The 26,119-nt window shown below is 44.9% G+C and carries 27 protein-coding genes; 15 read left to right on the forward strand and 12 right to left on the reverse strand.

What is annotated here, in order from left to right; translation table 11 throughout:
• The first annotated feature begins 34 nt into the window (after nucleotides 1-34).
• The 3 genes from nagB to JK628_RS04025 all read left to right on the forward strand — a co-directional run bounded on the left by nagB (nucleotide 35) and on the right by JK628_RS04025 (nucleotide 2,381).
• The gene (nagB, locus tag JK628_RS04015; protein ID WP_202287989.1) at nucleotides 35-826 is read left to right on the forward strand and encodes a glucosamine-6-phosphate deaminase; all 792 of its coding nucleotides are present in this window, start codon (nucleotides 35-37) and stop codon (nucleotides 824-826) included.
• 220 nt (nucleotides 827-1,046) lie between these two features.
• Nucleotides 1,047-1,583, forward strand: a complete 537-nt coding sequence (locus tag JK628_RS04020) for an SRPBCC family protein (protein ID WP_202287990.1) — start codon at nucleotides 1,047-1,049, stop codon at nucleotides 1,581-1,583.
• A 126-nt stretch (nucleotides 1,584-1,709) separates the two neighbouring features.
• Nucleotides 1,710-2,381 carry a nitroreductase family protein gene (locus tag JK628_RS04025; protein WP_202287991.1) on the forward strand — a complete coding sequence of 224 codons (672 nt, stop codon included), beginning with the start codon at nucleotides 1,710-1,712 and terminating at the stop codon, nucleotides 2,379-2,381.
• Between the two features lie 112 nt (nucleotides 2,382-2,493).
• On the opposite strand, the gene JK628_RS04030 is transcribed toward JK628_RS04025, so the two are convergent.
• Nucleotides 2,494-3,750, reverse strand: a complete 1,257-nt coding sequence (locus JK628_RS04030; RefSeq protein WP_202287992.1) for an NnrS family protein — start codon at nucleotides 3,748-3,750, stop codon at nucleotides 2,494-2,496.
• A 229-nt stretch (nucleotides 3,751-3,979) separates the two neighbouring features.
• On the opposite strand from JK628_RS04030, the gene norR reads away from it, so the two are divergent.
• The 5 genes from norR (at nucleotide 3,980) to JK628_RS04055 (ending at nucleotide 8,619) form a co-directional block, all read left to right on the forward strand.
• Nucleotides 3,980-5,572, forward strand: a complete 1,593-nt coding sequence (gene norR / locus JK628_RS04035; protein ID WP_202287993.1) for a nitric oxide reductase transcriptional regulator NorR — start codon at nucleotides 3,980-3,982, stop codon at nucleotides 5,570-5,572.
• 31 nt (nucleotides 5,573-5,603) lie between these two features.
• Nucleotides 5,604-5,819 carry a hypothetical protein gene (locus JK628_RS04040; protein ID WP_202287994.1) on the forward strand — a complete coding sequence of 72 codons (216 nt, stop codon included), beginning with the start codon at nucleotides 5,604-5,606 and terminating at the stop codon, nucleotides 5,817-5,819.
• 96 nt (nucleotides 5,820-5,915) lie between these two features.
• A complete protein-coding gene (locus JK628_RS04045) occupies nucleotides 5,916-6,233 on the forward strand; it encodes a cupin domain-containing protein (protein WP_202287995.1) in 318 nt (105 codons plus the stop codon).
• 55 nt (nucleotides 6,234-6,288) lie between these two features.
• Nucleotides 6,289-6,495, forward strand: coding sequence for a zinc ribbon domain-containing protein (locus tag JK628_RS04050; protein WP_202287996.1), 207 nt, complete (start codon nucleotides 6,289-6,291; stop codon nucleotides 6,493-6,495).
• Between the two features lie 186 nt (nucleotides 6,496-6,681).
• Nucleotides 6,682-8,619, forward strand: a complete 1,938-nt coding sequence (locus JK628_RS04055; RefSeq protein ID WP_202287997.1) for a peptidase U32 family protein — start codon at nucleotides 6,682-6,684, stop codon at nucleotides 8,617-8,619.
• Nucleotides 8,620-8,626: 7 nt separating this feature from the next.
• Here JK628_RS04055 and JK628_RS23430 read toward each other — a convergent pair whose 3' ends face one another.
• The gene (locus JK628_RS23430) at nucleotides 8,627-8,761 is read right to left on the reverse strand and encodes a hypothetical protein (RefSeq protein WP_272931643.1); all 135 of its coding nucleotides are present in this window, start codon (nucleotides 8,759-8,761) and stop codon (nucleotides 8,627-8,629) included.
• Between the two features lie 311 nt (nucleotides 8,762-9,072).
• Between JK628_RS23430 and JK628_RS04060 the strand changes: the two genes are divergently transcribed.
• Entirely contained in the window at nucleotides 9,073-10,050 is a 978-nt protein-coding gene (locus JK628_RS04060; RefSeq protein WP_202287998.1) for a transposase, read from the forward strand.
• 240 nt (nucleotides 10,051-10,290) lie between these two features.
• Here the strand turns inward: JK628_RS04060 and JK628_RS04065 are convergent, their stop codons facing one another.
• Nucleotides 10,291-10,620 (reverse strand): winged helix-turn-helix transcriptional regulator, encoded by a 330-nt coding sequence (locus JK628_RS04065; RefSeq protein ID WP_202287999.1) that lies wholly within the window; start codon nucleotides 10,618-10,620, stop codon nucleotides 10,291-10,293.
• A gap of 88 nt (nucleotides 10,621-10,708) precedes the next feature.
• On the opposite strand from JK628_RS04065, the gene JK628_RS04070 reads away from it, so the two are divergent.
• From JK628_RS04070 to JK628_RS04080, 3 genes are all read left to right on the forward strand, one after another.
• A complete protein-coding gene (locus JK628_RS04070; protein ID WP_202288000.1) occupies nucleotides 10,709-10,996 on the forward strand; it encodes a YciI family protein in 288 nt (95 codons plus the stop codon).
• Nucleotides 10,997-11,100: 104 nt separating this feature from the next.
• Entirely contained in the window at nucleotides 11,101-11,304 is a 204-nt protein-coding gene (locus tag JK628_RS04075; RefSeq protein WP_202288001.1) for a hypothetical protein, read from the forward strand.
• Between the two features lie 571 nt (nucleotides 11,305-11,875).
• Nucleotides 11,876-12,250, forward strand: coding sequence for a PH domain-containing protein (locus JK628_RS04080; protein ID WP_202288002.1), 375 nt, complete (start codon nucleotides 11,876-11,878; stop codon nucleotides 12,248-12,250).
• A gap of 47 nt (nucleotides 12,251-12,297) precedes the next feature.
• Here JK628_RS04080 and JK628_RS04085 read toward each other — a convergent pair whose 3' ends face one another.
• The 4 genes from JK628_RS04085 to JK628_RS04100 all read right to left on the reverse strand — a co-directional run bounded on the left by JK628_RS04085 (nucleotide 12,298) and on the right by JK628_RS04100 (nucleotide 16,182).
• On the reverse strand, nucleotides 12,298-13,479 hold the full coding sequence (locus JK628_RS04085; protein ID WP_202288003.1) for an AAA family ATPase: 1,182 nt from the start codon (nucleotides 13,477-13,479) through the stop codon (nucleotides 12,298-12,300).
• Nucleotides 13,480-13,599: 120 nt separating this feature from the next.
• Nucleotides 13,600-14,025, reverse strand: coding sequence for a GNAT family N-acetyltransferase (locus JK628_RS04090; protein WP_202288004.1), 426 nt, complete (start codon nucleotides 14,023-14,025; stop codon nucleotides 13,600-13,602).
• A gap of 26 nt (nucleotides 14,026-14,051) precedes the next feature.
• Nucleotides 14,052-14,657, reverse strand: a complete 606-nt coding sequence (locus JK628_RS04095) for a GNAT family N-acetyltransferase (RefSeq protein WP_202288005.1) — start codon at nucleotides 14,655-14,657, stop codon at nucleotides 14,052-14,054.
• A 370-nt stretch (nucleotides 14,658-15,027) separates the two neighbouring features.
• Nucleotides 15,028-16,182 (reverse strand): membrane dipeptidase, encoded by a 1,155-nt coding sequence (locus JK628_RS04100; RefSeq protein ID WP_202288006.1) that lies wholly within the window; start codon nucleotides 16,180-16,182, stop codon nucleotides 15,028-15,030.
• 205 nt (nucleotides 16,183-16,387) lie between these two features.
• On the opposite strand from JK628_RS04100, the gene JK628_RS04105 reads away from it, so the two are divergent.
• Both JK628_RS04105 and JK628_RS04110 read left to right on the forward strand, forming a co-directional pair.
• The gene (locus JK628_RS04105) at nucleotides 16,388-17,314 is read left to right on the forward strand and encodes a TAXI family TRAP transporter solute-binding subunit (protein ID WP_202288007.1); all 927 of its coding nucleotides are present in this window, start codon (nucleotides 16,388-16,390) and stop codon (nucleotides 17,312-17,314) included.
• Between the two features lie 131 nt (nucleotides 17,315-17,445).
• On the forward strand, nucleotides 17,446-19,404 hold the full coding sequence (locus JK628_RS04110) for a TRAP transporter permease (RefSeq protein ID WP_202288008.1): 1,959 nt from the start codon (nucleotides 17,446-17,448) through the stop codon (nucleotides 19,402-19,404).
• Between the two features lie 114 nt (nucleotides 19,405-19,518).
• Here the strand turns inward: JK628_RS04110 and JK628_RS04115 are convergent, their stop codons facing one another.
• From JK628_RS04115 to yjjX, 5 genes are all read right to left on the reverse strand, one after another.
• The gene (locus JK628_RS04115; RefSeq protein ID WP_202288009.1) at nucleotides 19,519-19,965 is read right to left on the reverse strand and encodes a SufE family protein; all 447 of its coding nucleotides are present in this window, start codon (nucleotides 19,963-19,965) and stop codon (nucleotides 19,519-19,521) included.
• 257 nt (nucleotides 19,966-20,222) lie between these two features.
• A complete protein-coding gene (locus JK628_RS04120) occupies nucleotides 20,223-21,434 on the reverse strand; it encodes a cysteine desulfurase (RefSeq protein ID WP_202288010.1) in 1,212 nt (403 codons plus the stop codon).
• A gap of 90 nt (nucleotides 21,435-21,524) precedes the next feature.
• Nucleotides 21,525-22,568 carry an NADP(H)-dependent aldo-keto reductase gene (locus tag JK628_RS04125; protein WP_202288011.1) on the reverse strand — a complete coding sequence of 348 codons (1,044 nt, stop codon included), beginning with the start codon at nucleotides 22,566-22,568 and terminating at the stop codon, nucleotides 21,525-21,527.
• An 81-nt stretch (nucleotides 22,569-22,649) separates the two neighbouring features.
• Complete coding sequence (locus JK628_RS04130) at nucleotides 22,650-23,573, reverse strand: bifunctional helix-turn-helix transcriptional regulator/GNAT family N-acetyltransferase (RefSeq protein WP_202288012.1); 924 nt, start codon at nucleotides 23,571-23,573, stop codon at nucleotides 22,650-22,652.
• Nucleotides 23,574-23,733: 160 nt separating this feature from the next.
• Nucleotides 23,734-24,273: an inosine/xanthosine triphosphatase gene (gene yjjX / locus JK628_RS04135; protein ID WP_202288013.1), complete on the reverse strand. Its 540-nt coding sequence runs from the start codon at nucleotides 24,271-24,273 to the stop codon at nucleotides 23,734-23,736.
• A gap of 547 nt (nucleotides 24,274-24,820) precedes the next feature.
• Here yjjX and JK628_RS04140 point away from each other — a divergent pair.
• The gene (locus JK628_RS04140) at nucleotides 24,821-26,110 is read left to right on the forward strand and encodes a serine/threonine transporter (RefSeq protein WP_202288014.1); all 1,290 of its coding nucleotides are present in this window, start codon (nucleotides 24,821-24,823) and stop codon (nucleotides 26,108-26,110) included.
• Nucleotides 26,111-26,119: the final 9 nt, after the last annotated feature.

Here is a 26,119-nt window from a genome sequence, read left to right on the forward strand (position 1 = left end):
TCGGCTAATTTCTCACTTTAATTGGATCCCTTTTATGCAAATCGTAATATTAAAAGACAGCGCGGCAGTTGCGGCCTATGGCGCAAATATTTTTATTAAACAATTGCAGAAAAAACCGGATTCAGTACTGGGGTTAGCAACAGGCTCAACGCCGGTATCGCTCTATCAGCAGTTGATTGGAGCGACTAAAGCTAGGCTAATCTCATTTGCCAAAACCACCACCTTTAACCTCGATGAATACTTGGGGTTAGCGGCAACGCACCCGCAAAGTTACCGCTATTTTATGAAGCAGCAACTATTTGATCATATCGATATCGATCAAGCTAATACTCATGTGCCTCCTGGCGACGCGGTTAATCCAATTACGGCGTGCCAAGGCTACGAAGAGCAGATCGCGGCCGCTGGTGGTGTTGATGTTCAGTTATTGGGAATAGGCCGTAATGGTCACATTGGCTTTAATGAGCCGTCATCGGGTTTGCTGTCGCGTACCCGAGTTAAAACCTTAACCAAGGCGACGATTAAAGATAACGCTCGCTTCTTTGAAGCCGATGAATATCAGCCGCATCTGTCGATTACGATGGGGATTGGTACGATTATGGATGCTAAAAAAGTCGTTTTATTAGCGACTGGTGCAAATAAAGCTGAAGCTATTAAGGCGACTGTAGAAGGCCCATTAACTGCTGCATGTCCAGCTTCCGCACTGCAGATGCATCAAGATGTGGTGTTAGTGATAGATGAAGCGGCGGCATCAAGCTTGTCTGATTGTGACTTTTATAAACATATCGAAGTGGAAAACCAAAAGCTGATGGCTAGATTAGGCTTGTAACTAGCTGTAATTAGTCGCAGATAAAAAAGGACAAGCATGGCTTGTCCTTTTTATTTTTCAGCCCGAGAACATCTATTGCAGTTGGTGGTTCGCATCAATTAGGCGTTTGCTGATATTGAACCAAAATGCCACCACTGTTCTTATGTTAATTATTTGTATACTCTTAATTGATGAAGGTAATTTTTAGATCAAAAACTAATCACTTATAAAGAGTAAAATTATGCTGAAAAAATTCTCATTAGCGGTGCTTGTGTTAATCACACTGCCCTTTGTCATCGCGCTGTTTGTTCAAAAAGAGTATTCGGTAGTGGCCCAAATCACCATCGATAGACCAGTGTCAGAGGTGTTTAGCTACGTGAAGCAGCTAAAGAATCAAGATAACTTTAGCGTCTGGGCACAAATGGACCCAGATATGAAAAAAAGCTATCGCGGCACTGACGGAACCGTAGGTTTTGTGTCTCGATGGGAAAGTGATAAAGAGGAAGTTGGTATTGGCGAGCAGGAGATAATGCGTATTGATGAGGGCAAGCGCATTGATTTTGAACTGCGATTTTATGCTCCATTTGAGTCAACCGATCCTGCTTTTATGAGCACCGCAGCTATGGCTGACAATCAAACATTGCTGAAGTGGGGCTTCGATGGCCATTTAGATTATCCTATGAACCTGATGTTTTTATTTCTAGATTTCGAAACCATGATTGCAAACGATCTCAATCAAGGGTTAGTGAAATTAAAGCAGCTGTTAGAGGCGGAGTAGTCCTTGTTGGTGGCAAGTTCGATGTTGCAGGATTGGCATAAAACTGAAATTACACCCTAGGCCAAGTTGTTCATTTTAAACTATGTGCGTGATAAACAAGATGCATTACCAAGGTAGGAAGACTCAATGACAGAAGCTCATCATCTATTAACTGACTTTATTGAATACCCTGAACATGAAATGCTTGCTCGGGCAGAACGAAATTATGCTGAGGTGAAGCGGCGTCACTCGATTCGAAAGTTTTCTAACAGGGCGGTACCGCAAGAGATCATTGAAAAATGCATCTTGGCGGCGGGCACTGCGCCCAATGGTGCCAATCATCAACCTTGGCATTTTGTAGCGATAAATAGTCCTGAAATTAAGGCGCAAATACGCCATGAAGCTGAAGCATTAGAGCAGGCTTTTTATGCCGGACGTGCGGGAGAGGAGTGGCTCGATGCACTTAAACCGTTAGGCACCAATGCTGATAAACCCTATCTAGAACATGCCCCTTGGCTAATCGCCATATTCAGCAAAAAACGCAGCGAAGATGAAGGCGAGCAAAAAACCAATTATTACGTGCATGAATCGGTTGGGATCGCGACTGGATTTTTGATCCAAGCGCTGCACAATGCAGGCTTAGGCACCTTAACTCATACGCCAAAGCCTATGTCATTCTTAAGTAAAGTATGTGGTCGAGATAATTCAAATGAGCGACCGTATATGTTGATCATAGCTGGCTACCCAAGCGAAGATGCGACAGTGCCAGAGCACGCATTACAAAAGAAAGCGCTGGCAGAGATCTGCGACTTTCTCTAATAGCCGCTAAATGATTAACGACTTAAGGGAATTGGTATAACTACTTAGGGGAATGGCTGCAACGCCAACTGCTAAGTTATTCCAGCAGATGGCGAGCGACCGAAGGTAGAGCCTAGCTCTGCCTCGCACTAAAAAGTATTGTGGTGTAATGCCAAATGAATAAGCCAAAAGCAACTATCCAGCAAAGCGCACTAATGTCCCATGCAAGAATAGGTTGTTGCAGCAAGGGTAAAGCAACCCGTGCGAGTGCGCCGATCAGGATCAGCATAAACGCTATGTTGATTGAAAAATGAGGCTTAAGCGCTCGACCTGTATGCCCGAGAGATACGCGAGCTATCATGGCTAAGATCATCGCACCAATGGTACCAATAGTGATGAGATGCAATGCATCAGCAAAGCGCAACACGTCAATGTGGTAACTTGCACCCAGTGCGATGAGTCCGATGGCTAAGGCAAAATATGAACCGTGCAAAGACCAAAGTAGCGGCACTTTCAATGTCGCTGTGCTATTCCAATTCAGTATGCGTAGTAAGTGTAAAACTCCCGCTAAGATCAGTAGTGGAGCCGCAGTAAAGGGCAGCTCAATAAAGTCGTTAATAAAGAAGACAGCTAGGCCTAATAAAGAGACCCAAGGCAAGCATTTGTCGAGTTTTGGCGTGGGCTTTACCTTGGCATTTTCAGCGCCACGGCCGGTAAAAAATGGGATCACTCGTCCGCCGACGATGCCGACAAGTAAGCAAAAGAGCAGAATCGCACAACGTGATAGATGCAGGGCAAGCTCGCTATAACCATAGATATCGGCCAGTAAAAAACCAATGTTAAAAGACATCATCGCGGTCAGTAGCGGAATAAATTGATAGTTACGGCTGCTTTTAGCCTTAATCACCATCGAAGCAATATAGCCAATTGAGATAAGCCACCAACTTGCTTGTAAAGCCACTGCAGTTAACTGCAGCTTGGGGTTTGAAGACCAGAGTAACCCCCGTACCAGCAGCCAAATCACAGTGAGCAGCATCAAGGCAAAACCATTAATACTACGGCGATTGGTCCAAGTCTGAGCGGCTGTCAGTAAAAAACCGACCGCTATCGTGGCAGCGAAACCAAACAGCATTTCATGGATATGCCAGATGACAGGGCTTAATCCTGCAGTCGCAAGACCGAGAAACTGCCCATGAAGAAACAATATCCACAGCGTGATGCTGACTACCGACGACAGCGCCGCCGCTAAAAACCAGGGTCTAAAAGCCAAGTCCCACAAAGGCATATCGCTCAGTTGGCTGAATAGGTTTTTAGGCTGCAGCGCAACCTGTTCAACTTCACCACTAGCGGAGAGTACTTGTTTAGTTTTAGGTTCTGTAATTGATTGCATGGAGATCTATCTTGATTAAACGTAATTTGACACTGCGATAAATGTGCCAATGTTCAAAGTCGTGATGGTTACTCAATTTCAGACTGTTCTGTACACCACTGTAGTCATTTAGACCTCGTTAATTTGTAGTCTTTATGACTCTTAAGGGTCGTTTGGAGTCGTATTTTGAGTACTGTTTGGAGCCGTGGTATGGTGGCTGCAGTGATAATTGATTGAGTTTACAATTCTTGTGAGTGAAATATCCTCAGCCGCCTTAGTCCAACTAGCCTTAGATCTTACCAATAGTCTGACAACTAAAGACAGGTTTGATCGCTTGCTCAATACCGTGCGTAACGCCGTCGCTTGTGATGCTGTGGTGTTATTGCATATGCAAGGTAACTACTTAAAACCGCTGGCACTGCAAGGCTTGACGAAAGAGACATTAGGTCGCCGGTTTGAGATGGCCTCCCACCCAAGATTTGAGCAGATCTGTGCGTCGAAAACACCGGTGAGGTTTGCAGCTGATAGTGAATTAGCTGATCCTTATGATGGTTTACTGCTGTCCCACAGTGGCGATCTGCCAGTACACGCTTGCATGGGGCTACCATTGCTTTGTGACGACAAGCTGATTGGTGTTTTGACCTTAGACAGCATGCTTCCCAATGTCTTTGATGAGATCCCCAAGCAAACGTTAGACATTATTGCGGCGATGTCCGCAGCGACCTTAAACACCGCTATTTTGCTGCAACAACTTGAACAGCATTCAAAACATAATCAACAGGTAGTAGCGGAGCTAACCCATGAAGCTTTAGTCAAAGATGGCGGTGAGCTGATAGGCAATAGTGAGGTCATGCTTAAATTAAAACGTGAAATAGAGATGGTAGCAGCCTCTAACTTTTCCATTTTAATCGAAGGGGAAACAGGCGTTGGCAAGGAGCTAGTGGCTAGGACGCTGCATAGGCAATCGAGCCGCAGTGAAGGCCCTTTAGTCTATGTGAACTGTGCAGCACTGCCTGAAAGCCTGATTGAAAGCGAGCTATTTGGTCATGTTAAAGGGGCATTTACTGGCGCCGATCGAAACCGCATTGGTAAATTTAGCCTCGCTAGCGGCGGCACAATATTTCTCGACGAGATTGGCGAGTTACCACTGGCGGTACAAAGTAAGTTGTTGCGAGCTTTGCAGAATCAAGAGATCCAAGTGGTGGGTAAAGATGAGGTTGACTATGTAGACGTGCGTATTCTTGCAGCAACTAATAGACAGCTTAAAGTGGAAGTTGAACAGGGGCGTTTTCGTGCCGACCTTTATCATCGTCTGAGTGTATATCCCATCATTGTGCCGCCATTAAGGCAGCGTGATGAGGATATTAGTTTACTTAGCGGTTACTTTATCGAGCTAACGCGGCGCAAACTGGGCATGAGTCAACTGACCTTAGAGCCAAGTGCGATGAAAATGCTCAATCAGTATGATTGGCCGGGTAATGTTCGCGAACTGGAACATGTTATTAGCCGCGCAGCCCTTAGAGCGAGAAGCGAAAGTACCGCTGCTATTGTACGCATTGGCATTACCCATCTTGCGCTACTTTTGCCCAATGCCAGCCTAAGCGAAACCACAGCTAATCAATTGCAGGATCCATTACAGCAGAAGCTGCCAGCCGAAGATGGTGGCAACCTTAAACAGCAAATCGATGACTTTCAACGGCAGTTGATTTTACAGACGCTAACCCTGCAACAGGGTAATTGGTCGGCAACCGCCAAGCAGTTGCAGATGGATCGAGCCAATCTAAATCGTCTTGCCAAGCGCTTGGGAATTAGAGTGAGCAAGAGTATTGTCGTCGGAATTTAAAGTCGGCATTTGAAAGAAAGCAGGGAGCACAATGGAAAAACATCATATTCTCGATAATATACCGAGTGATTTAACCTTAGAGCAGTTTCAGCCATTGGTGAAAACTGATGCAGTGTTGATTGAGATAATTGTCTTGGCAGCGTATGTGGCTCCTGAAGGAGCAAATGTAAAGAAAGCTGAGGGCACAATGGAAAAACATCATATTCTCGATAATCTACCGAACGATTTAACGCTGGAACAAATTTAGCCGTTGGTAAAAACAGATGCTGTCTTAATTGAGATAATTGTCTTGGCAGCGTATGTGGCTCCAGAAGGAGCAAATGTAAAGAAAGCTGGGAGCACAATGGAAAAACATCATATTCTCGATAATCTACCGAACGATTTAACGCTGGAACAGTTTGAGCCGTTGGTGAAAACTGACAGCGTTTTAATCGAACGCATTGTCTCGGCAGCGCATGTAACGCCTGAAGGGGAATGGTATGATCAAGTCCGCAATGAGTGGGTGATGGTTATGCAAGGAGCGGCAAGGCTTGAGTTCGAGGGGGGCAAAGTTGTGAGTTTAAACCAGGGTGAACATATCAATATTGGCGCACATGTAAAACATCGAGTGGCCTGGACAAGTGAGCAAACCGAAACCATCTGGTTAGCGGTACATTACTAATCATCATTAGTCATCGCCCAGCATAAACCGTTAATCAACAAGGAAGAGAGCAGCTATGCAACATGATAAGTGGACGTGTTTGAAGTGTAATAATAAACAGTTTGATACGGGCGAGATCCGTGTCTCGGGTGGGTTTTGGTCGCGTATTTTCGATATGCAGAATAAAAAATACTATGCGGTTACCTGCTCAAATTGCAGTTATACCGAGTTTTATAAGGGTAAATCTTCAGCGCTGGGCAACGCGTTCGATCTGTTTACTTAATAAAACGCTCTAGCTAGCGTTTGATAACAACCATCGTATCAATTGTTTAAGTATCACAGTTGATTAGTCAATGATGGCAGTGAGCAAAAGCTATATACCGATTATATTAGCTAACGCCAAATCGCTGCTTTTTTGCTATAATCTTCGCCCAAAATAATACAGTTCCCATTTTTGAGTGATTTATTTATGAGCAATGTTGGTATCTTCAGCCCTAATGACAAGCCTGATAGCGCACCTCTGCCACCACTTGAGCGGAAATCTAACCGACTTGAGTTGTTAGCGCCCGCTAAAAACGCTGACTTTGGTATTGAAGCTATCCGTCATGGCGCCGATGCGGTTTATATCGGTGGCCCCGCTTTTGGTGCCCGTGCTACTGCAGGCAATAGCGTTGAAGACATTGCTAGATTGTGTACCTTTGCTCATCAATATCATGCGCAAGTGTTTGTTGCTATTAACACTATCTTGATGAATGAAGATGAACTCGATGCGGCGCAAAAGCTCATCTGGCAGGTGTATGAAGCCGGAGCAGATGCACTAATTGTGCAAGACATGGGTATTCTTCAGCTCGATCTACCGCCAATTGCGCTGCACGCTAGTACACAGATGGATAACCGCAATCCAGAAAAAGTCGCTTTTTTAGAGCAAGTCGGCTTCTCACAAGTGGTACTGGCTCGAGAGCTTGGTTTAAGCCAAATTCGAGATGTAGCAGCTAAAACCAATATGCAAATCGAGTTCTTTATTCATGGAGCGTTATGCGTCGCTTATAGCGGTTTGTGTAACTTAAGCCACTCTTTCAGTAATCGCAGCGCTAACCGCGGTGAATGCTCACAATTATGTCGCCTTCCGGGTGATTTAAAGACCCGCCAAGGGGAAGTGCTTGCGCAAAATGAACACCTTTTATCATTAAAAGATAATAACCAAACCGATAACCTTGAAGCCCTTATCGATGCTGGCGTACGTTCATTTAAAATTGAAGGGCGCCTTAAAGATCTGAGCTACGTAAAAAACGTGACGGCGCATTATCGTCAAGCGCTGGACAAGATCATTGCAGCCCGCCCAGAGTTCAGTGCCTCTTCCCATGGTCGCTGCGAACATAGCTTTACCCCAGATCCTGAAAAAACCTTTAACCGCGGTAAAACAGACTACTTTGTCCATGAACGCAGCCAGGGGATGAATGACTTTCGTTCACCCAAATATATTGGCGAAGAGATCGGCATCGTTAAACGCATTGGTAGTGACTTTATCGAGGTCAGCTCTGAGCACAGTTTTAATAATGGCGATGGTTTATGTTTTTTCCCGAGCAATTTTGCCGAAGCTAAGCAGTCAGATGACAAACTGAAAGGCTTGCGGGTTAATCGCGCCGATGGCCTTAAGTTGTTTGTATTACGGATGCCAAAAGAGCTCAAAGTCGGTATGACTATTTATCGTAATCATAACCAAGCATTTGAAGCGGTATTAGCTAAAGAGTCGGCTAAGCGGATTATTGGCGTTGATGTAGTGTTAGCTGATACTCCTGATGGTGTGTCACTGACAATGACCGATATTTACGGTCACAGTGCGGTGCAAACGTTAGTGTTCGAAAAAACGCCCGCAACTGATGTTGAAAAGGCAATGCTGGGGCTACGCAAGCAGTTAGGGAAACTCGGCAGTACCGATTTTAAAGTACGTGCGATGAGTATTGACACGGCGCAAGCTTGGTTTATCCCAACGTCAGTACTGAACGGCTTACGCCGTGATACTGTCGCGGCATTAGAGCTCGCTCGCGTTAATGGTTATCAACGCCCTAAAGCGTGGAAGTACAATCAAGACGCTGTGTATCCAGTGAAGCATTTAAGCTATTTAGGTAATGTCGCTAACGACAAAGCCAAGACGTTTTATCAGCGTCACGGGGTGATTGAGATTCAAGATACCTACGAGAAAAATGGCGTTACTGAAGATGTACCATTAATGGTGACTAAGCACTGCCTGCGCTTTAATTTCAACTTATGCCCGAAAGAGGTTCCTGGCATTAAAGCTGATCCTATGGTATTAGAGATAGGCAAAGATGTATTGAAGCTGGTTTTCGATTGCCCTAAATGCGAAATGCTAGTGGTTGCCGAAAACAGACAGGTACGCTCTGAGTAATGGTTAGCTATTTTTGACCCAAAATGGTTTGGGTCTTTACTCGCAATTGTTTCTCCAAATCAAAATCTAAATCTAAATCTAAATCTAAACCTAAACCTAAACCTAAACCTAAACCTAAGTCAAAGTCGTGGCGCTTCGCCACCCCCAAGCCAAGGGGAAAAGCGCTTGCGCCCGCTCTTTACTTCATAAGAGTCAATCCCTCAGCGCGCCGGCGAAATTTAAACAGCTAAATTTCCAACTGGGGAGATTGGGCTATCTGTTAGTTTGAATTTATAGTTGAACTTTCGTGTTTTCTGCCACTGGCCACTGGAACCACTGTTGCCTGAAGGTAACGCGTTTAAGTCCAAAAACTGTTTAGTTTCTTGCCCAAGATCAACCAAAGACACCCATCATTAATTGCATGTTTTTGTGCCTCTTACTAAGCTTTAGGTATTGCTTAAGTTGGAGATTGTTATGCCCCGGCCGAGAAGTACGCTCATTAGCCTAGAAGACACTCCTTATTATCACTGCTGTAGCCGCGTGGTTCGGCGCGCCTTTCTATGCGGAGATGATAAGTTCACGGGCAAGAATTATGACCATCGCCGGGGTTGGGTTGAAGCACAAATACTGAAGTTAACAGAAGTGTTCGCGATTGACGTAGCTGCGTATGCAGTGATGAGTAATCATTTACATATTGTGCTTTATATCGACCTCGAAACCGCGAATCAATGGTCAGATAGAGAGGTGGTCATTCAATGGCATAAGTTATTTAACGGTACTGATTTAACACAGAAATTTTCTAAAGGTGAAGTGATTGAAGAGTGCATGGTCATTCCATTAAAGCACTTGATTGCGACATACCGTTCACGATTAAGTGATATAAGTTGGTTTATGCGTTGTCTTAATGAACCTATTGCCAGGCAAGCTAATTTTGAAGATAACTGCACAGGGCATTTCTGGGAAGGGCGTTTTAAAAGTCAGGCATTGCTAGATGAAGCTGCCGTGCTGGCCTGTATGGCTTATGTCGAGCTGAACCCTATTCGTGCTAGGGTGGCTAAAACGCCTGAGACGTCAGACTACACCAGCCTGCAGTTGAGAGTGAATGCCGCCCTGAAAGGTAAGCAACCTGCCAAGCTTTTACCTTTTATCGGTAATGAAAAAAACAATCAGCCAAAAGGTATCAACTTCTCGCTTCAAGATTACTTGATACTTGTTGATGAAACGGGTCGGATCATTCGAGATGATAAACGAGGCGCAATTTCTTATAATGCAGAAAAGATACTGAATAGACTCAACATTCCTAGCGACAACTGGCTCAAGATTACGACTGATTTTGGTAAACTATTCCTTGGTCCAGTCGGGTCGTTACAAGAGCTAACCCATTATTGCGAACATTTAGAAAAGCGACGACGGCACTTTGCTAGTAGCTGTCAGTACCTCTCGGCAAGTTGAACCACCAACATAACAACCCCTTCTGTTTTTAAAGCATTCTAAAAGCAAACTTACTATGTCTAAAATTCACCAGTTTTCCGCTTAACCTACTTTGTTATTGCCTTTTATCCAGGTAAACAATACTCATACACGAACTACAGGCTTGATAATCACAGTTGTGCATCTTGCAATGGAAATAGATCCGTATGTTGCTGATTGATAATGGGTGGCTATAGAATTTTAGCTGATTGTGGCGTTAGGCTACTTTGCAACCTTCTCTTCCCACTCGGCAGCCCAATTTCTTAACGGATTTAGAGTATCCATTAAGGACAATCCTAATTCTGTTAATTTATAGCCTTCAGATGTTGTAAAAACCAATTCAGCTTCAGTCAATTGCTTAATTCTAGTGTTTAAAACAGATGGCGACATACCGTCACATCGCTCTTGTAATCCTCTAAAACTGAGAGGAGTGGAGTTAAGTTCCCACATAATTCTCATGTTCCATTTTCGACCTAGCAAATCAAAAACAGCCATGATAGCTACACCCGAACTTGATCCTCTTACTAACTTTTTAGGTAGTGGTGTTGTCATATCATTGCGCTTCTAAAAAAGTAGCGGTATAGTTTGCTACGAAATAAGTAGCGATTTTATATTAATCTATTTAGAAAGCGAGAATTATATGTATTTAGTAGATATGAGTTTTACTGACATGGAAAAAATCACACCGGAACTAACTGCACATCATAAGAGTTATCTGGAAAAAGAATATAAATTAAACAAGCTGATGTTTGGAGGCAGAAAAGTACCTCGAACAGGGGGGATACTTATTTCACAACATGCGAGTGAGTATGAGCTTCAACAGGTTCTAAACTCAGACCCATTCGTTAAAAGTGGAGCTGTAGCTTATTCAATTACTGAATTCATTCCTGTAATGGCCTCTAAAGGTTATGAAAGCATCATAGCCTAACAAGCTGTTAAACAAGAACAAATACAGTTGGTTTTTGTTCTTTCGTCGCTTATCATCGTCAACTATATTTAGCCTGCTAACAGTTTCGAACTATGGTTACCTTCATGTTTATTGTCATTGCAGTAATTGGTGTCGCGTTGCTCCTGATACCAACAGAGTTCATCTTAGCGTTTGATGGTCAAACTGGACGCTGGCTATATGAGCACGCAAAAGACAAAGAAAAAGGAGTGAGTAAAGCTAGAAAATTTTACAGGCTTCTTGGTGCTTCTTGTTTAATTGTCTCAGTCAGTTTCTTGATATTCACCTAAGAGATAAAAACAGGACAGCTTTTCTTTTTATTGACTGTATATTTAAAACTCAAATGACGAATGATTGTACTTTTCTAATCTGGTGTATATGCGGCTGAGGCCTTCGGTTTCAGGGCGAAGTTTCGCATTGTAAAACTCTCTGAGCGAGAGATAGGGGTATCGAACTGGCCGTTAAACATGGAAGTTGTTGGAAACCGCAGAGCGGACATGGCCATTTCTGTTCCATACATAATTTGGCATTCCCTCCGTCCTTGGAGGTCTGACGGCGCAAAGCGTGCCTTAGTAGCGTCTGCACATACGCCGACCGCAGGTCATTGAAACCACCTTTGCCTGAACGTAACGCATTTCTGTCCAAAAACGTCTCTAAAGCGATCAAACCTAATTGTTTACCGACCGCTAGGTGCTTTTCTATGATGCTTAAATTGTGGGTTAACCCATAAATATTTACCCGTGACTTGCTCATTGTATTTGACGATTTTGATTGGATTAATATAGCAATAGCGGTTAAGTTCTTATCTACTGCATTGATTTGTGGCTGTGAATACTTTGACTCAATATTAAGGAAAATAAAATGGGATTGTTAGATTCGCTGATGGGAAATGCTTCAGAGGTTAACCTTGAAGAGCTGACAGAAGAGCTTAGCCCGATATTGGCTGACAATGAGTCGCTGAGCTTAGCCTACAAAGTGATTCGAGATATGTTTGTCTTTACCAATAAACGCCTGATCTTAATCGATAAGCAGGGAGTGACGGGGAAAAAGGTTAGCTACCATTCAGTGCCTTATAAAGCGATAACCCATTTTGAGGTAGAAACAGCGGGCAGATTTGATATGGATGCAGAGCTAAAATTGTGGATCTCGGGTCAAAAAGAGCCGTTAGTTAAGGAGTTAAAACGAGGCACAGATGTGGTCGGCATTCAAAAGACCATTGCTAACTTTTCACTGTAACTTGTTGCTAGATTCATCTCTCCGACAAAGAACATTGCCGCAGCACCTTAGCTGCGGTTTTGCCAACGCCAACTTGGCTTAGTCAAAATATCCTGCCCAATAATCTCTGTTTGCCCGAGTTGTTTATCTAGCTCAATCAAGTTGCAATCTTCAAACTGATTTAACGAATTAATCAATCTATTCGCATGAGACACCACCCATAACTGACAGCGCTCTGATGCTTTCACTATAAGCCGAGATAATGCTGGCAGTAGATCGGGGTGCAGGCTGGTTTCTGGCTCATTGAGTACCATTAACTCGGGTGGTCTTGGTGTTAGCAAAGCAGCAACGAGCAACAGGTAACGCAGCGTGCCATCGGATAGTTCTGCAGCATTGAGCGGCCTAAGTAGACCGTGTTGGTGAAACTTAACGGTTAACATGCCATTAGATTCATATTCGATAATCACATGTGCGCCGGGGAAAGCATCACTGACGGCGCTATCGAATGCATCACGATCGCCCACTTCAAAGATGGTTTGAATAGCGGAGGCTAAATCTCTACCATCATGGTGCAGCACAGGGGTTCGAGTGCCTAGCTGTGGCTTTCTGGCTGGGGCGTCATTGTCACTGCGAAAATGATCGTAAAAACGCCAGGCGCGAATGTTGTCTCGTAGGCGTATCACCTCGGGCGTTCGCTCGGGGTCGGCAAGTTCAGTAAAGATACTGTCGCTATGTTGCATGTGCACATTGAGTGTTTGCCAGCCTGCTTGTTTTGCGCCTTCGGTGCGGCTTTTGACTAATGCTGAGCGGCGTTCAAGCAATACCGTACTTGGACGATAGGAGTTACCTACCCAAATAGCTTCACGCTTAATCTGCGGATCTAAGCCAAACAAGGTGGTGGAGTCTGGTTTTGGCAGTCCGAGTTCAATCAAGTAACTAAATTCATCACTAGCAAAGCCGAGCCTTAGCCGTTTGACCTGTTGCCTTACGCTGGGTTCTACTGGCGCCTCTTCCGCTAGCATGGCCCGTGACAATGTCTCTGGTCCTGCCCAGAAGCTTGAGTCTAAACCACCTTCTAGCGCTAAGGCATTGACCACACCACCTTGGGCTGTTTGCGCCAGCAGCCGTAATGCTTTGTATAAGTTGGACTTGCCACTGCCATTAGCACCCGTGACGAGATTGAGTCGTGCCAAGGGAATAGTGACATTCCGTAAAGAGCGATAGTTTTCAATGGCGAGTGTGGTTAGCATTTCGTGCTCATTTCTACAAATGGGTCTAGTGTCACTTTAACGATCAAAGGCTATCGATGTCTATGATGAGTCATGGGAAAATATAAAGTGAACTGCAGATCATAATCCCACCACCTGACATTACGATTGATAGATGTTGGGTTGCCAGACTTGCATTAACGTTTCGGGGTTTTCAATCGCTTTAAAACCAAACTGAGCATATAGACCATGTGCGTCTTTGGTCGCTAATACGATGCGCCTTAATCCCTGTAAGTCATCGTGTGCAACGATATGGGTCATTAACCACTTACTTAAACCCAAACCACGGTAACTTTCTAGGATAAAGACATCTGCCAAGTAGGCATATGTTGCTCTATCGGTGATGAGTCTGGCAAAGCCAATTTGTTGCTGCTGCTGATTAAACACGGCAAAACATAAGCTATTAGTAATAGCTTTCTTTAGAGTCGACTTGGAGATCCCTTTAGCCCAATAGCTGTTTGAGATAAATTGATAGATAACATCAAACTCAAATTGGCTGTTATCGGTACTGATGCTGAATCCTTTCATAGTGGCTCTCGTTTTGTATACTGGTATTAGGGATGAACGTTTGGGTTAATCTTCGACGTCAGTACATGGTCTTGCCAGCGACCGGCGATCTTCAAATAAGACTTGGCGATTCCTTCCTGCTCAAAGCCTAACTTGTCGAGCACTGCGGCACTACGATTGTTGGTGATAATATAGTTTGCCATGATGCGATGTAAGCCCATGCTATCAAAGGCATAGTTAATGGCAGCTTGCAGGACTTCATACATATAGCCACGACCTTCATATCTCTTAGCGACAGAATAGCCGAGATTACACGCCTGAAAAATACCCATTACGATATTGCTGAAGTTGCACACCGCAATGATCTCTGTCTGGCTTTTGTTGAGCGCGACAAGTTTTAGTGCGCTGCCATCCTCATACTGCTTAAGGTTCTCTGTAAGTTGGTGTTGCCAATATGCGATGGTATAAAACTCTTCAGATCGTAGTGGCTCCCACAGCGCTAAATGCGATTGATTTTGCTGGTAGTAATCTCGTATGAGCTCAGCGTCAACAGAGGTTAACATTAACAGGCTAGTTCTTTCTGTTTCTATCACTGGCGTGATCGTGCTTAAAGGCCTGTTACTTAAAGAGCCGTTGCTTAAAGTTCTGTCCATGAATAGGTGTCCTATCTATACCCGTTCCACTTGAATATGCTCGTTTCAGAGGCATTGTGCGAGTTCAATTCTAGGCGCATTAACATAGAAATGGTTATTCCCTTTTAAGTTAGTGCAACAACGAAGTGGGCTTGCACAACGCCTTCGTTGATGGGTTTTAATGGGCTTTACTCTGTGTTATTGATTTTACTAAGGGAACGACCATTAGTGGTAATCAATGCCTCGCATACATGGATGTAGGTGCTTAGGTTCAGCCTGGAGCAATGAACCTGTGATTAAAGCCCATTAAACTCCCACTGAATCCTGCATTTTCACGTAGAACGGGTATAGTTGTTTTATTTGTAGGTTTAAATTATATAAGCCAATGTATTTAGATCAACACATCACTCAGTACTCTTTGCCAATTTTGTCCCATGATCTTATCGCGATCATTACCGCTAAAGCCGGCTTTGCCTAAGGCGAAGTCAATTCGATTCATGCGATCGATATGGTTAAGCTCAGGGATCACCACATGTTCAGGCTCTACATCGTAACCAAGGACCTTTTTCTCGCGCAGACTATGCCACCAACCAAGGTACTGTTTTACCCCTTCGGCATTATTGTTGTTCAGTTTGAGCAAGTTTTTCTGGCCGCGCAGTGGGTAGTCATTGGCAATGGCGACAGCATCAATACCACCGACATTAGCGACATGTTTAAGATGGTTAATGTAGTGATCAACGGTTGGCACTTTGTCGTTAGTTAGCCAAAAGCTCATCATAAACACGCCGAATAAACCGCCGCTGTCGGCGATCGCTTTAATCACCTCATCTGGGCTACAACGGGCATGATTGACCAAAGCACGCACCGCGCCATGACTTTGCACTATGGGCATACGGCTAACTCTGGCGGTATCTAGCGCCGCTTGTGGACTTGAATGGCTAACATCGACCAGGATATTCTTGTCATTCAGCTTATTAATTAGTGTGTTACCTGCTTTGGTTAGCGGCAGGTTAAGCCCGCCACTGGCATCATTATCAAGTGCGCCGCCACTAAATTTATTGCCGTAATGATGAGTCAGTTGCAGCGCTCTTAACCCTTGGCGATGAAACTCGTCAACTTGGCTTAAGTCATTATCAATGCTGCCCTCGACGCAATCCGAACCCTGGATCTGGAAGTACACTACAGTGCGATCAGTTTGCTTGGCTCGGTTAATGTCATTGCCGTTAAGCCCAAGAATGAGTTTATCGCTGTTGGCTTCAACGCGGCTTTTTGCCGCTTTGATGCTTTTAATACAAGCTTGATAAGTACGTTTGTAGTTGGTGGTGCCATCAGGTTGTTTTATCGCTTCAATGGCTGAGATATCGCAAAGGTAAGCATCAATGTTTGACGCTGCTAAATCAGCGAGGTCATCGGGGAGAAAACAAAGACCATCGACAAACAGGCGTTTATGCTCTTTGGCTAATGCGGGCAGAGGGCCAAGCTGGCTCAAGAGCGTACCCGCGGCAAGACCTTTAATAAGTTGACGTCGATTAATTAATTGCTGCATCGGTTTCTCCCACACTAGGCATTGATTAGGTTACTTTTATTGTTATCCCCCCATAGTATCCTATCGACTTCGACTATTCGATATCTTGACAATGATTGAGCCTTAAGTGACTATTCGAGGCCAAATTGAAGTGAAATTATTAATAATTAAAGGCTTTTAAATCAAAGTCTAATATATGAAAGTTAACAAAATTAAGGGGAAGGCTATGTTTCATCGCGCGTTAGCACTTGCACTACTATTGGTATTGCCAGCGTCAGTTCAAGCCGAAAACTATTCGATTGGCACCGGTGGTCAAAGCGGGATCTATTACCCTTTTGGTGGGGCATTAGCCAAAGTATGGTCTGATAAAGTGCCTGAAGTGAATGTTAAAGCGGAAGTGACAGCAGCTTCTGTAGAGAACACTATCAAGGTGGTACGCGGTGATATGATCGCCGGGATCGCCATGGGCAATGTAGTACTCGATGCCTATAAAGGCGAAGGTAAATTTAGAAGTGCCATGCCAGTGAAAACTCTGTTCGCACTCTACCCAAATCTAGTGCACGCCATCAGCTTAGAAAAATCAGGCATTACCTCTCTGGCTGATCTCAAGGGTAAGCGTATCTCTTTGGGCGCTCCTGCAAGTGGTACCGCTGTGACTTCAGCAGCATTGCTTGAATCAATCGGTATTGATGTTAAAAAAGATATCACCGCGGTTTATCTTAATTACGCCGAAACGACTAACGCATTAGCGAACGGTCAAATAGATGCCGGCTTTATTGTTGGCGGCCAAGGTGTTGGCGCTGTGACTCAAGTTGCGCTAACCCATAAGATTAATATTATCCCAGTATCTGCTGCCCAAAGCGCTGCATTTATCGCGAAAAATCCAGCTTATAGTAACTACACGATCCCAAGCGACGTGTATAACAATGTTGCTGCAGTATCGACGTTAAGCGTGTGGAATGTGATTGTTGTCAGTGCCAAAATGAGTGATGAGATGGCATTTAATCTGACTAAAGCAGCCTTTGAAAATATGGGTGAAGTGCAGAAAGTGGTTAAAGTGGCGGACGCTACGACACCTGAAAATGCTAATCGCTTGAAAGGGGTGCCATTACATCCTGGCGCGCAAAAGTACTTAGACTCTCTTAGCAAATAATCTCTTTAATCACTGGCACTTATATTCTATAAGTGCATTGCAACATCGACAAAGGCAACTAAGTAGTTGCCTTTGCGTTATTTAGGCCATTGAGTTGGCTGGTGCAAACTCAATGGCCTCAAGGATAAATTATGACCCCAGTTGACGACAAAGAGGTTAACCAACCCCTTGCTACAACTCCGGCCGAACAGCTTAAAAACAGTAATGTAGTGGATAAGACCTTAGCTTATGAAACCGCTGTAAAGATTTTTGGTTATCTCATTTTGGCGCTTGCGGTAGCGCTTTCATCTTTCCAAATTTGGCAAGGCGTTACATCCACTATCTCGGCAACTTACTTTCGTCCAGTACACCTATGCTGGGTATTGGTACTGATATTTTTGCATTATCCATTGATAAGCAATCGGTATAACAAAGCTTATATGTTGGGGCGGGTAACTGATTTAGCGCTGTGTGGCTTAACGGTATTTGCAGGCTACCGTATGTTGATTTTCGATTATAACGATATCGATCATCTGCTGTATGGCCTAGGCACAGCTGATTTAGTGGCTGGTAGTGCCTTAGTACTGCTACTGCTCGAAGGTTGCCGCCGCACAGTCGGTTGGGTGATGGTGCTTATCGCAGGCTTGTTTCTAGCCTACAGTGCTTTTGGCGATATGCTGCCAGGTGCGTTGGCAACTAAAGCGTATTCTTTACAAGAGTTGGTTCAGTTTCAGATCTTCTCCGCCAATGGTGTGTTTGGCTCGGCGCTGGGTATTGCCGCGACAACGGTATTTATTTTCGTGTTATTTGGCGCCTTCTTAGAGGTGACTGGTGCGGGTAAGTTCTTTATCGATTTGGCGTTTTCTATCGCGGGGAAATATCGTGGCGGGCCAGCTAAAGCAGCGGTGTTAGCCTCAGCGGGGCTAGGCTCTATCTCAGGCTCTGCTATTGCGAATACGGTCACCACGGGCTCGGTGACGATTCCAATGATGAAGAAGCTCGGCTATACGCCGGAGCAGTCTGCGGGAATTGAAGCGGCGGCCTCAACGGGTGGACAGATCATGCCACCGATTATGGGGGCGGGTGCCTTTGTAATGGCACAGTTTACGGGGGTACCCTATAGCGACATTATGCTGGCATCAATAGCGCCTGCTATTCTCTACTTCTTCTGTACATTGCTATACGTGCACCTGATGGCCTGTAAGTTAAATCTACAAGCTGCGAGTCGTACTGAGGCTGTTATTAGCGTAATGAAGGACGGGGCTCACCATCTTATTCCGCTGGGGATTATTACCACCTTACTGATGATGGCGTATTCGCCATTACTGGTGGGTGTTGCCGGTTGTGCGGCGATTTTACTGACCGCGGCGCTGCGTAAGCACAGCCGTATTGGCTTGAGTAAGTTTATCTCTGGTATGAAAAACGGCGCGTTAATGGCATTGCCTATTTCGGTCGCCTGTGGCGCGGCGGGGATTATTGTTGGCGTGGTAGGCCAGACCGGAATCGGTCTGCAGTTTACTCAATTTGTGATGGAGTTTTCCGGCGGATATATGCTGGTGGCGCTGGGCTTAATCAGCATTGTGGCATTGGTACTGGGTATGGGGTTACCCGTTACCGCAGCTTATATTGTGCTGGCAGTCATGGCGGTGCCTATGCTCGGAGACTTTGGTCTACCTCTGCTCACTGCGCATTTGATTGTGTTTTGGTTATCGCAAACATCCAATGTCACGCCACCTATCGCGCTGGCAGCCTTTGCTGGCGCGGGTGTTGCCAATGCCAATCCGATGAAATCATCTGTTGAAGCGTTTAAACTTGCGGGCGGGCTGTTTATGATCCCGATCATGATGGCTTATACCGACCTGCTCAATCCAGAGGCTGGGATGATGGCATTTGGGTTTGCCATAGTGCAGACGGCAACGATTATTGTTGCTATCGCCATATCGATAGAGGGTTATCTTTTGAGACCGTTATCAAAGCTTGAACGTATGCTGGCATTTGCCGCTGCGCCGTGGGTACTGTTTAATCCCTTCAGTACAGGCTTTGTCGGTGTGTTGCTGATTTTAGGCTTGATTGGCTGGCAGTGGAAAACCCGAGTTAAGGCAGCAGTCTAAAGAGCATAGCGTTACTTAGATTAAGTGTTAGCTAGATAAAGTATTACTGAGCAGAGAGAACCGATGACGCGTTGACTAACGAGTTATCGGTTCGCGTGCTGATGCTTGAGGTTTTTACTCGCTTTCACTCTTGATCGCGTTCGCTAAGGCCAGCAAACCATTGGTGCGTGATGGGCTTAATTGCCCCTCGAGTCCTAGCTGCTTAAAAAACGGCTTAGGGTCAAAATCGGTGATCTCTGCGCTGGTCTTGCCATTACAGGCGATTAATAATAACGCGATAAGCCCCTTAACGATGCGGGCATCGCTGTCGGCTAGAAAGTAATGTTTACCCTCAATCTCGCAGTGATACAACCAAGCATTGCTCTCACAGCCTCGTACTTGCGCAGTGTCAACGCGAAAACACTCATCGAGTTTAGGCAATGTTTTACCGAGCAACATTATCTGACGATAGCGCTCTTGCCAGTTGTTGGCTTGTTCAAATAGCTCCAGCGTTGCTTGAGCAGATTGATTAAGTTCTAACGCTAAAAACTCTATTGTAGTGGGTTGGACTTGCTGGCTCATACCGGACCTGACTTTAACGTAATGATTATTTGAAATTAATTTAATTGATAAGCTGCGTCTTCTCGACTTTGCTGTTAGATTTCCCTGCTTTCCCTGCTTTTCCGTCCTAGCCGTTCCCGTCCCAGCTTCTAACCGTGCTTTTCCTAGCACCTAGCATCGGCTCTTAACCGTCTTAGCCGTTTCCGTCTCTGCAGCTACCGTCTTAGCATTTACCGGCTTTCTGTCTCTACAGCTACCGTCCCAGCTCCTAACCGTTCTTAAAGCAATAACTCTTTCACGGACTGCATGGCTGCAATGAAACGGTCGATATCTGCCTTATTAGTATAAACGCCTATTGAGGCTCGGCAGCAGCCATTAAGTTGTAAGTTTTGCATTAGAGGCATGGCGCAGTGGTGACCGCAGCGTACCGCTATACCTTGCTGGTCTAGTAGGATCCCAACATCTTGATGGTGCTCACCTGCGAGGTTAAAGGCGACGGCGCCGAGATTGTCGCTGTGGGCGCCATAAAGTACCACATCACCTAAGGCTTTGAGTGAATCTTGCAGATAGATAAGTAACGCTTGCTCTGCTGCAGCGACTTGCTCTGTGGGCAAGGCGTTAATGAAATCAATGGCGGCGCCTAGACCGATAACTTCGGCTATTGGTGGAGTACCTGCTTCGAGTCGATTCGGCAGTTGATTAAACTCGGTGCCACTAAAGCTGACGCTTTTAATCATCTCGCCACCGGTCATGAGTGGGCTTAGGCTATCTAATATCTCAAAGCGGCCATATAAAACACCGATGCCTGTAGGGCCGTACATCTTATGGCCGGAGAATACGTAGAAATCACAATCGATCTCTTGCACATCAACGCTCATATGCGCAATCGCTTGCGCGCCATCAACCAAGGTTATCGCGCCGACTTGCTTTGCTTTGGCGACTAACTCACTCACCGGGTTCACTGTACCTAATACATTTGAAACATGGCTCAGTGCCACTATCGCAGGTTTTTCGAGTAACAAGCTATCAAATGCAGCGGTGTCTAAGCGACAGTCTACGGTCAACGGGAGTGGCTTGATAATCGCGCCTGTGCGTTTAGCTAGCTCCTGCCAAGGCACGATATTGGCGTGATGGGCGGCGGTATCAATTAAGATCAGATCGCCCTGCTTAAGCTGTAGCGTTAACCCATTGGCGACGATGTTAATGGCCTCGGTTGTACCGTGGGTAAATATAATCTCTTCGCGGCGACTTGCCTGAATAAACTGGCATAGTTTGTCGCGTACCGCTTCATATTGAGTGGTCGCACGTGCCGATAACTGGTGCGCAGCCCGGTGTACATTGGCATTGTCGACCTGATAATAGTGATTCATGGCATCGATCACTTGCTGCGGTTTTTGGCTAGTGGCTGCGGTGTCTAAATAGCATAACGGGTAGCCGTCATTAGACTGCGCAAGCACTGGAAATTTTGACCGTAACATTGAAAGATCCATTCATCTGATCCGAAGTTAAGAGTGTAAAGGCGCGCAGATCTTGTAAGATCTACGCGCCTAATGCAAGGCTATTATTTAATGGACTTGGTATTAAGGGCAGGGGAGGCGATATAGCTGTGCTAATTCATCGAGGCGCAGCATTAGCTCTGGTGAAATACTGCAATTGATACTGTCAATATTCTCTTTTAATTGCTCAAGGTTGGTGGCACCTATGATGTTAGCGCCGACAAATTTTTGTGCATTAACAAACGCAATGGCCATTTGTGCTGGGCTCATATTGAACTCTTTGGCGAGTTCAACGTAGGCTTGTGTCGCTTCAAGTGCCATTGCCGTTCCGGTATAGCGCGCAAAGCGTTTAAATAATGTTAACCGAGCACCTTCTGGCCACTGGTCATTAAGATATTTGCCCGACAAGGCGCCGAAAGCCAGTGGAGAGTAAGCAAGTAACGGTACCTCTTCACGATGACTAATTTCGGCCATGCCGACCTCAAAGCTGCGATTAAGTAAGTTATAAGGGTTCTGCACCGAGACGATTTTTGGTAAGCCATGCTTTTCAGCGAGCTGTAAATATTTCATAAAACCCCAAGGGGTTTCATTGGAGATCCCGATATAGCGAATTTTCCCCGCGGTGACTAGATCCGCTAGCGCTTCTAATGTCTCAACAATCGGCGTTTGCTGTTCGCCATCGTCTTGCTGCTCGTAACTTAACTCGCCAAAGAAGTTGCTGTTACGATCGGGCCAGTGTACTTGATAAAGATCGATAGTATCGAGCTGTAATCGCTGCAATGAGTCATCTACAGCGGCATGAATGTTACGCCAGTCCAGCGCCATATTGGGACGAATATAGTCACTCTTGCCACCAGGGCCTGAGACTTTGCTGGCAATAATCAGCTTGTCGCGATTGCCGCGTTGCTTGAGGTAGTTACCCAGAATGGTTTCGGTGGCGCCTTGGGTGTCAGCTTTAGGAGGTACAGGATACATTTCGGCGGTATCGATGAAGTTGATCCCTTCACCAATAGCGTAGTCTAATTGTTCGAAGGCTTGAGCTTGGCTGTTCTGCTCGCCCCACGTCATTGTCCCTAAACAGATTTTACTAACATTTAAGCTTGAGTGTGGCAGACGTTTATATTCCATAATGCAACTCACTTAATTTAAAGACCATCTAGATGAAAGACCTAATAAAAACTATCGACTTAATACACTACCCTAGTTTGGCTAGGATAGGGTGAGTAACATGGTAATTTCACAGGCATCATGGCCGGTGTCACCGAGTGGTGCATCTATATGTTTAAATGCCAACGACTCATATAACTTTATAGCTTCCACTAAATTGGCTGTGGTTTCCAAATAGCAGGCATTAAAACCCTGCTCAGTCGCAAAATCGATCGCTTGTAGTGCCAGTCGTCTCGCAAAGCCTTTACCGCGCAATGCTGGTGAAAAATACATTTTTTGCAATTCACACACACCAAACTGACCGTTAAGTGGCGCGATCCCGCCGCCGCCGAGGATCTGTCCTTGATATTCAATGACCCAATAGCTGGCATTATCAGCTTGATATACTTCATTGAGGTTATCTAGTGTGGGATCTGATACGCCATAACCCTTGTCTGCGGTCAGCCCGTATTCCGCCGAAACTTCTCTAATTATCTGAGCCATAGACGCATTGTCTTGGGCTGTTATCTCTCTGACTGTGTAACCAAACTGCGCTTTAGATTGCACTACCGCTTTAGTGTACTGGGCAATAGCGTTCTCTATCTGGCTTAGTTGCGCGCTGGGCAGCTGCGCCATGATCTCACTAAACTGCTGATTTTGTTGTGCATCGAGTTTAACGAGTTGCTTCTTACCAATACACGTTAGCTGTGCCATCAGGCTACGACTATCTTTTGGGTTAGTAACGGTTTTGACAAAGCCCTTTTCGACGAGATTACTTACAGCACGACTGGCATTGGATTTATCAATATTAAGTAATTCAGCCAACTGCTTTATTGAATAAGAATTTTGTCCCAATTCAACTAATGTGTGCGCTTGAACAGGCGATAGTGGCTGATTACCACAGGCGGCATCCAGCAGTCCTAATTGACGAATGAGTTGTCTGGAAAGGCGGCGTAACTGTGAAGCTTGGTAAGGGGGATTTGGCATATATCGATTCACTAAGGTAATTTAGTTGCGACTAACATCTAACCTACGGGGAATAAACTATTAAATCAAGTACATTTGTGTGAGTTAATAAACTAACCGCTAATGCTGACTTGGTCAAATTGATATTTATATTGACCAAGTGCGCACTATAGAGTGACAGCTACACACAATAAAGTTCAGGGTTTAGCATGGGAGCCATGGCAAGGATGATGGCTTGGGTGTAGATACTTTGGCGTGTGGCATGGCCATGGGTCAATAGTGCTATCGCGCCGCCTTTTTGCTTGATATTAACGGTGTTAAACATACTGTCCATTACATGGCCCAGCTCTTCACCTTGAGTCAGTGCATGGTACACAGGCATTGGGAGCGGCAGTAGTGCGCTGCGACCAACACTGACTTGCTCCTTGTGCGCAATGGCAATATGGGCAAATGTTGCTGGCCCATGGTCAAATAGATCGACACCGCCCTCCATCGCAAGATAGTAATCAGCTTGATAGTGATTTTGGCAGTATTTGACTCTATTGACTGCGCCAGCTTGGGTTTCAGCTTCTGTCATCGGCTGATCAGCGACCAGCGAGGGAGCATGTACGCCTTCGCACTCAATAAGCTCTTCGGGGAATAAGGTGGTTAATGCTGCTTTTGCTGCGCCAACTTTGACAGGGTTTTTAGAACCGACGATGACGCGAATAATGTGTGTCATGAATAGTATTACTTCTTTATCTAGAGGATACGAGCTGTTAATTGTTTATAGCTTTTAGAGACTGTAATGTCACTGCTTAATTACGGCAATTTCTTAGGAGTGAGCCGTTGGTCAATAAACAGGCCCACAATATTTATCTATATTAATCATTAGATTGACTAATCCGAGCTAAATTCTAGCGCTGAAACAGCGTGATCAGGCTCAAGAACGCCGCCTTTTTTGCTGGTCGATATCTCTTTGTCGCCTATTGTGTGACTTATGCCCGCGATGTTTTTTTATGTCTCAATGAATTTATATCAGCATTTAATTAATTAGGTGACCGTAGTGTTAAATCAAGGTTCGATTGGGTTACCAAACTGCAATTAAAATGAAAATTCATGACGTGAAATAAGCGACGGAGTTCGCATTATCGTTAGATTGTGAAAATTAATTACAGAATATGCATCCAGATCAATTTATATACCCTGCATTAGGATTAACTTATGCGCGAAATTACTCCTTAGATATAAATCTACTGGTGTTCGAAAACACCTTTAAGGTAAAGCTAATGCAAAAAGACGCAATCAGTACACAAGAAGTGGCCCAAAACGAAGTAGCAGCGACAAACACGCTGCCTTGGACACGACAAGATACGACCTGGATGTTGAGTTTATTTGGCACCGCAGTGGGTGCTGGCATTTTATTTTTGCCAATTAATGCTGGAATGGGTGGCTTTTGGCCACTAGTCTTAATGGCCGCCATTATTGGTCCTATGACCTACCTTGCCCACCGTGGCTTATCGCGCTTTGTTTGTTCATCGAATAAGCCAGGCAGTGATATTACAGATGTAGTAGAAGAGCATTTCGGTGTTGGTGCAGGTAAAGCCATTACCATGCTGTACTTCTTCGCGATCTATCCTATTGTCTTAATCTACGGTGTGGGTATTACTAACACTGTTGATAGTTTTATTGTTAACCAGCTAGGCATGGATTCACCACCACGCTTTATTCTGTCGGGTGCACTTATCATTGCAATGATGTCTGTAATGGTTGCCGGTGAGAAGTTTATGCTTAAAGTGACTCAGCTTTTGGTTTACCCATTAGTTGCTATCTTGGCATTTATGTCTTTCTATTTGATCCCTGATTGGAAAATGGATGCGCTAAACGTTGTGCCTAGCACCGGTGCTTTCTTGGGCACAGTATGGTTAACCATTCCAGTGCTCATCTTTGCATTTAACCATTCTCCTGCTATTTCACAGTTCTCTGTGGCATTAAAGCGTGAACATGGCAAAAATGCAGCCCGCAAAGCAGACAACATTTTGCGTAACACCACAATGATGTTAGTCGGTTTTGTGATGTTATTTGTATTCTCTTGCGTATTGTCACTATCGCCAGCACAACTAGCAGAAGCGAAAGCAAACAACTTGCCGATTTTATCCTACTTGGCAAACGTACATGACAGCGGTTTTGTTAGCTACTTTGGTCCTATCATCGCTTTTGTTGCGATTATCTCCTCTTTCTTTGGCCACTATATGGGCGCAACTGAAGGCATGAAGGGTATTATCAATAAGCAGCTGCGTAGCAACAAAAAAGAAGTATCAGAGAGCAAAGTTAATAAGTTTATCTTAGGCTTTATGTTCTTCACTATCTGGGCAGTAGCTGTTCTTAACCCAAGCATTTTAGGCATGATTGAAGCATTAGGTGGCCCGATTATCGCGGCGATTCTTTATCTTATGCCTATGTATGCGATTCATAAAGTGCCAGCATTAGCGCCGTACCGTGGCCGAGTGAGCAACATCTTTGTTGTGATTGCAGGTCTACTTTCTATGACGGCTATCTTGTTTGGCTTGATGTCATAAATTGTAAAT

Origin of the sequence: Shewanella sp. KX20019, assembly GCF_016757755.1 — a bacterium.
Classification (GTDB): Bacteria; Pseudomonadota; Gammaproteobacteria; order Enterobacterales; family Shewanellaceae; genus Shewanella.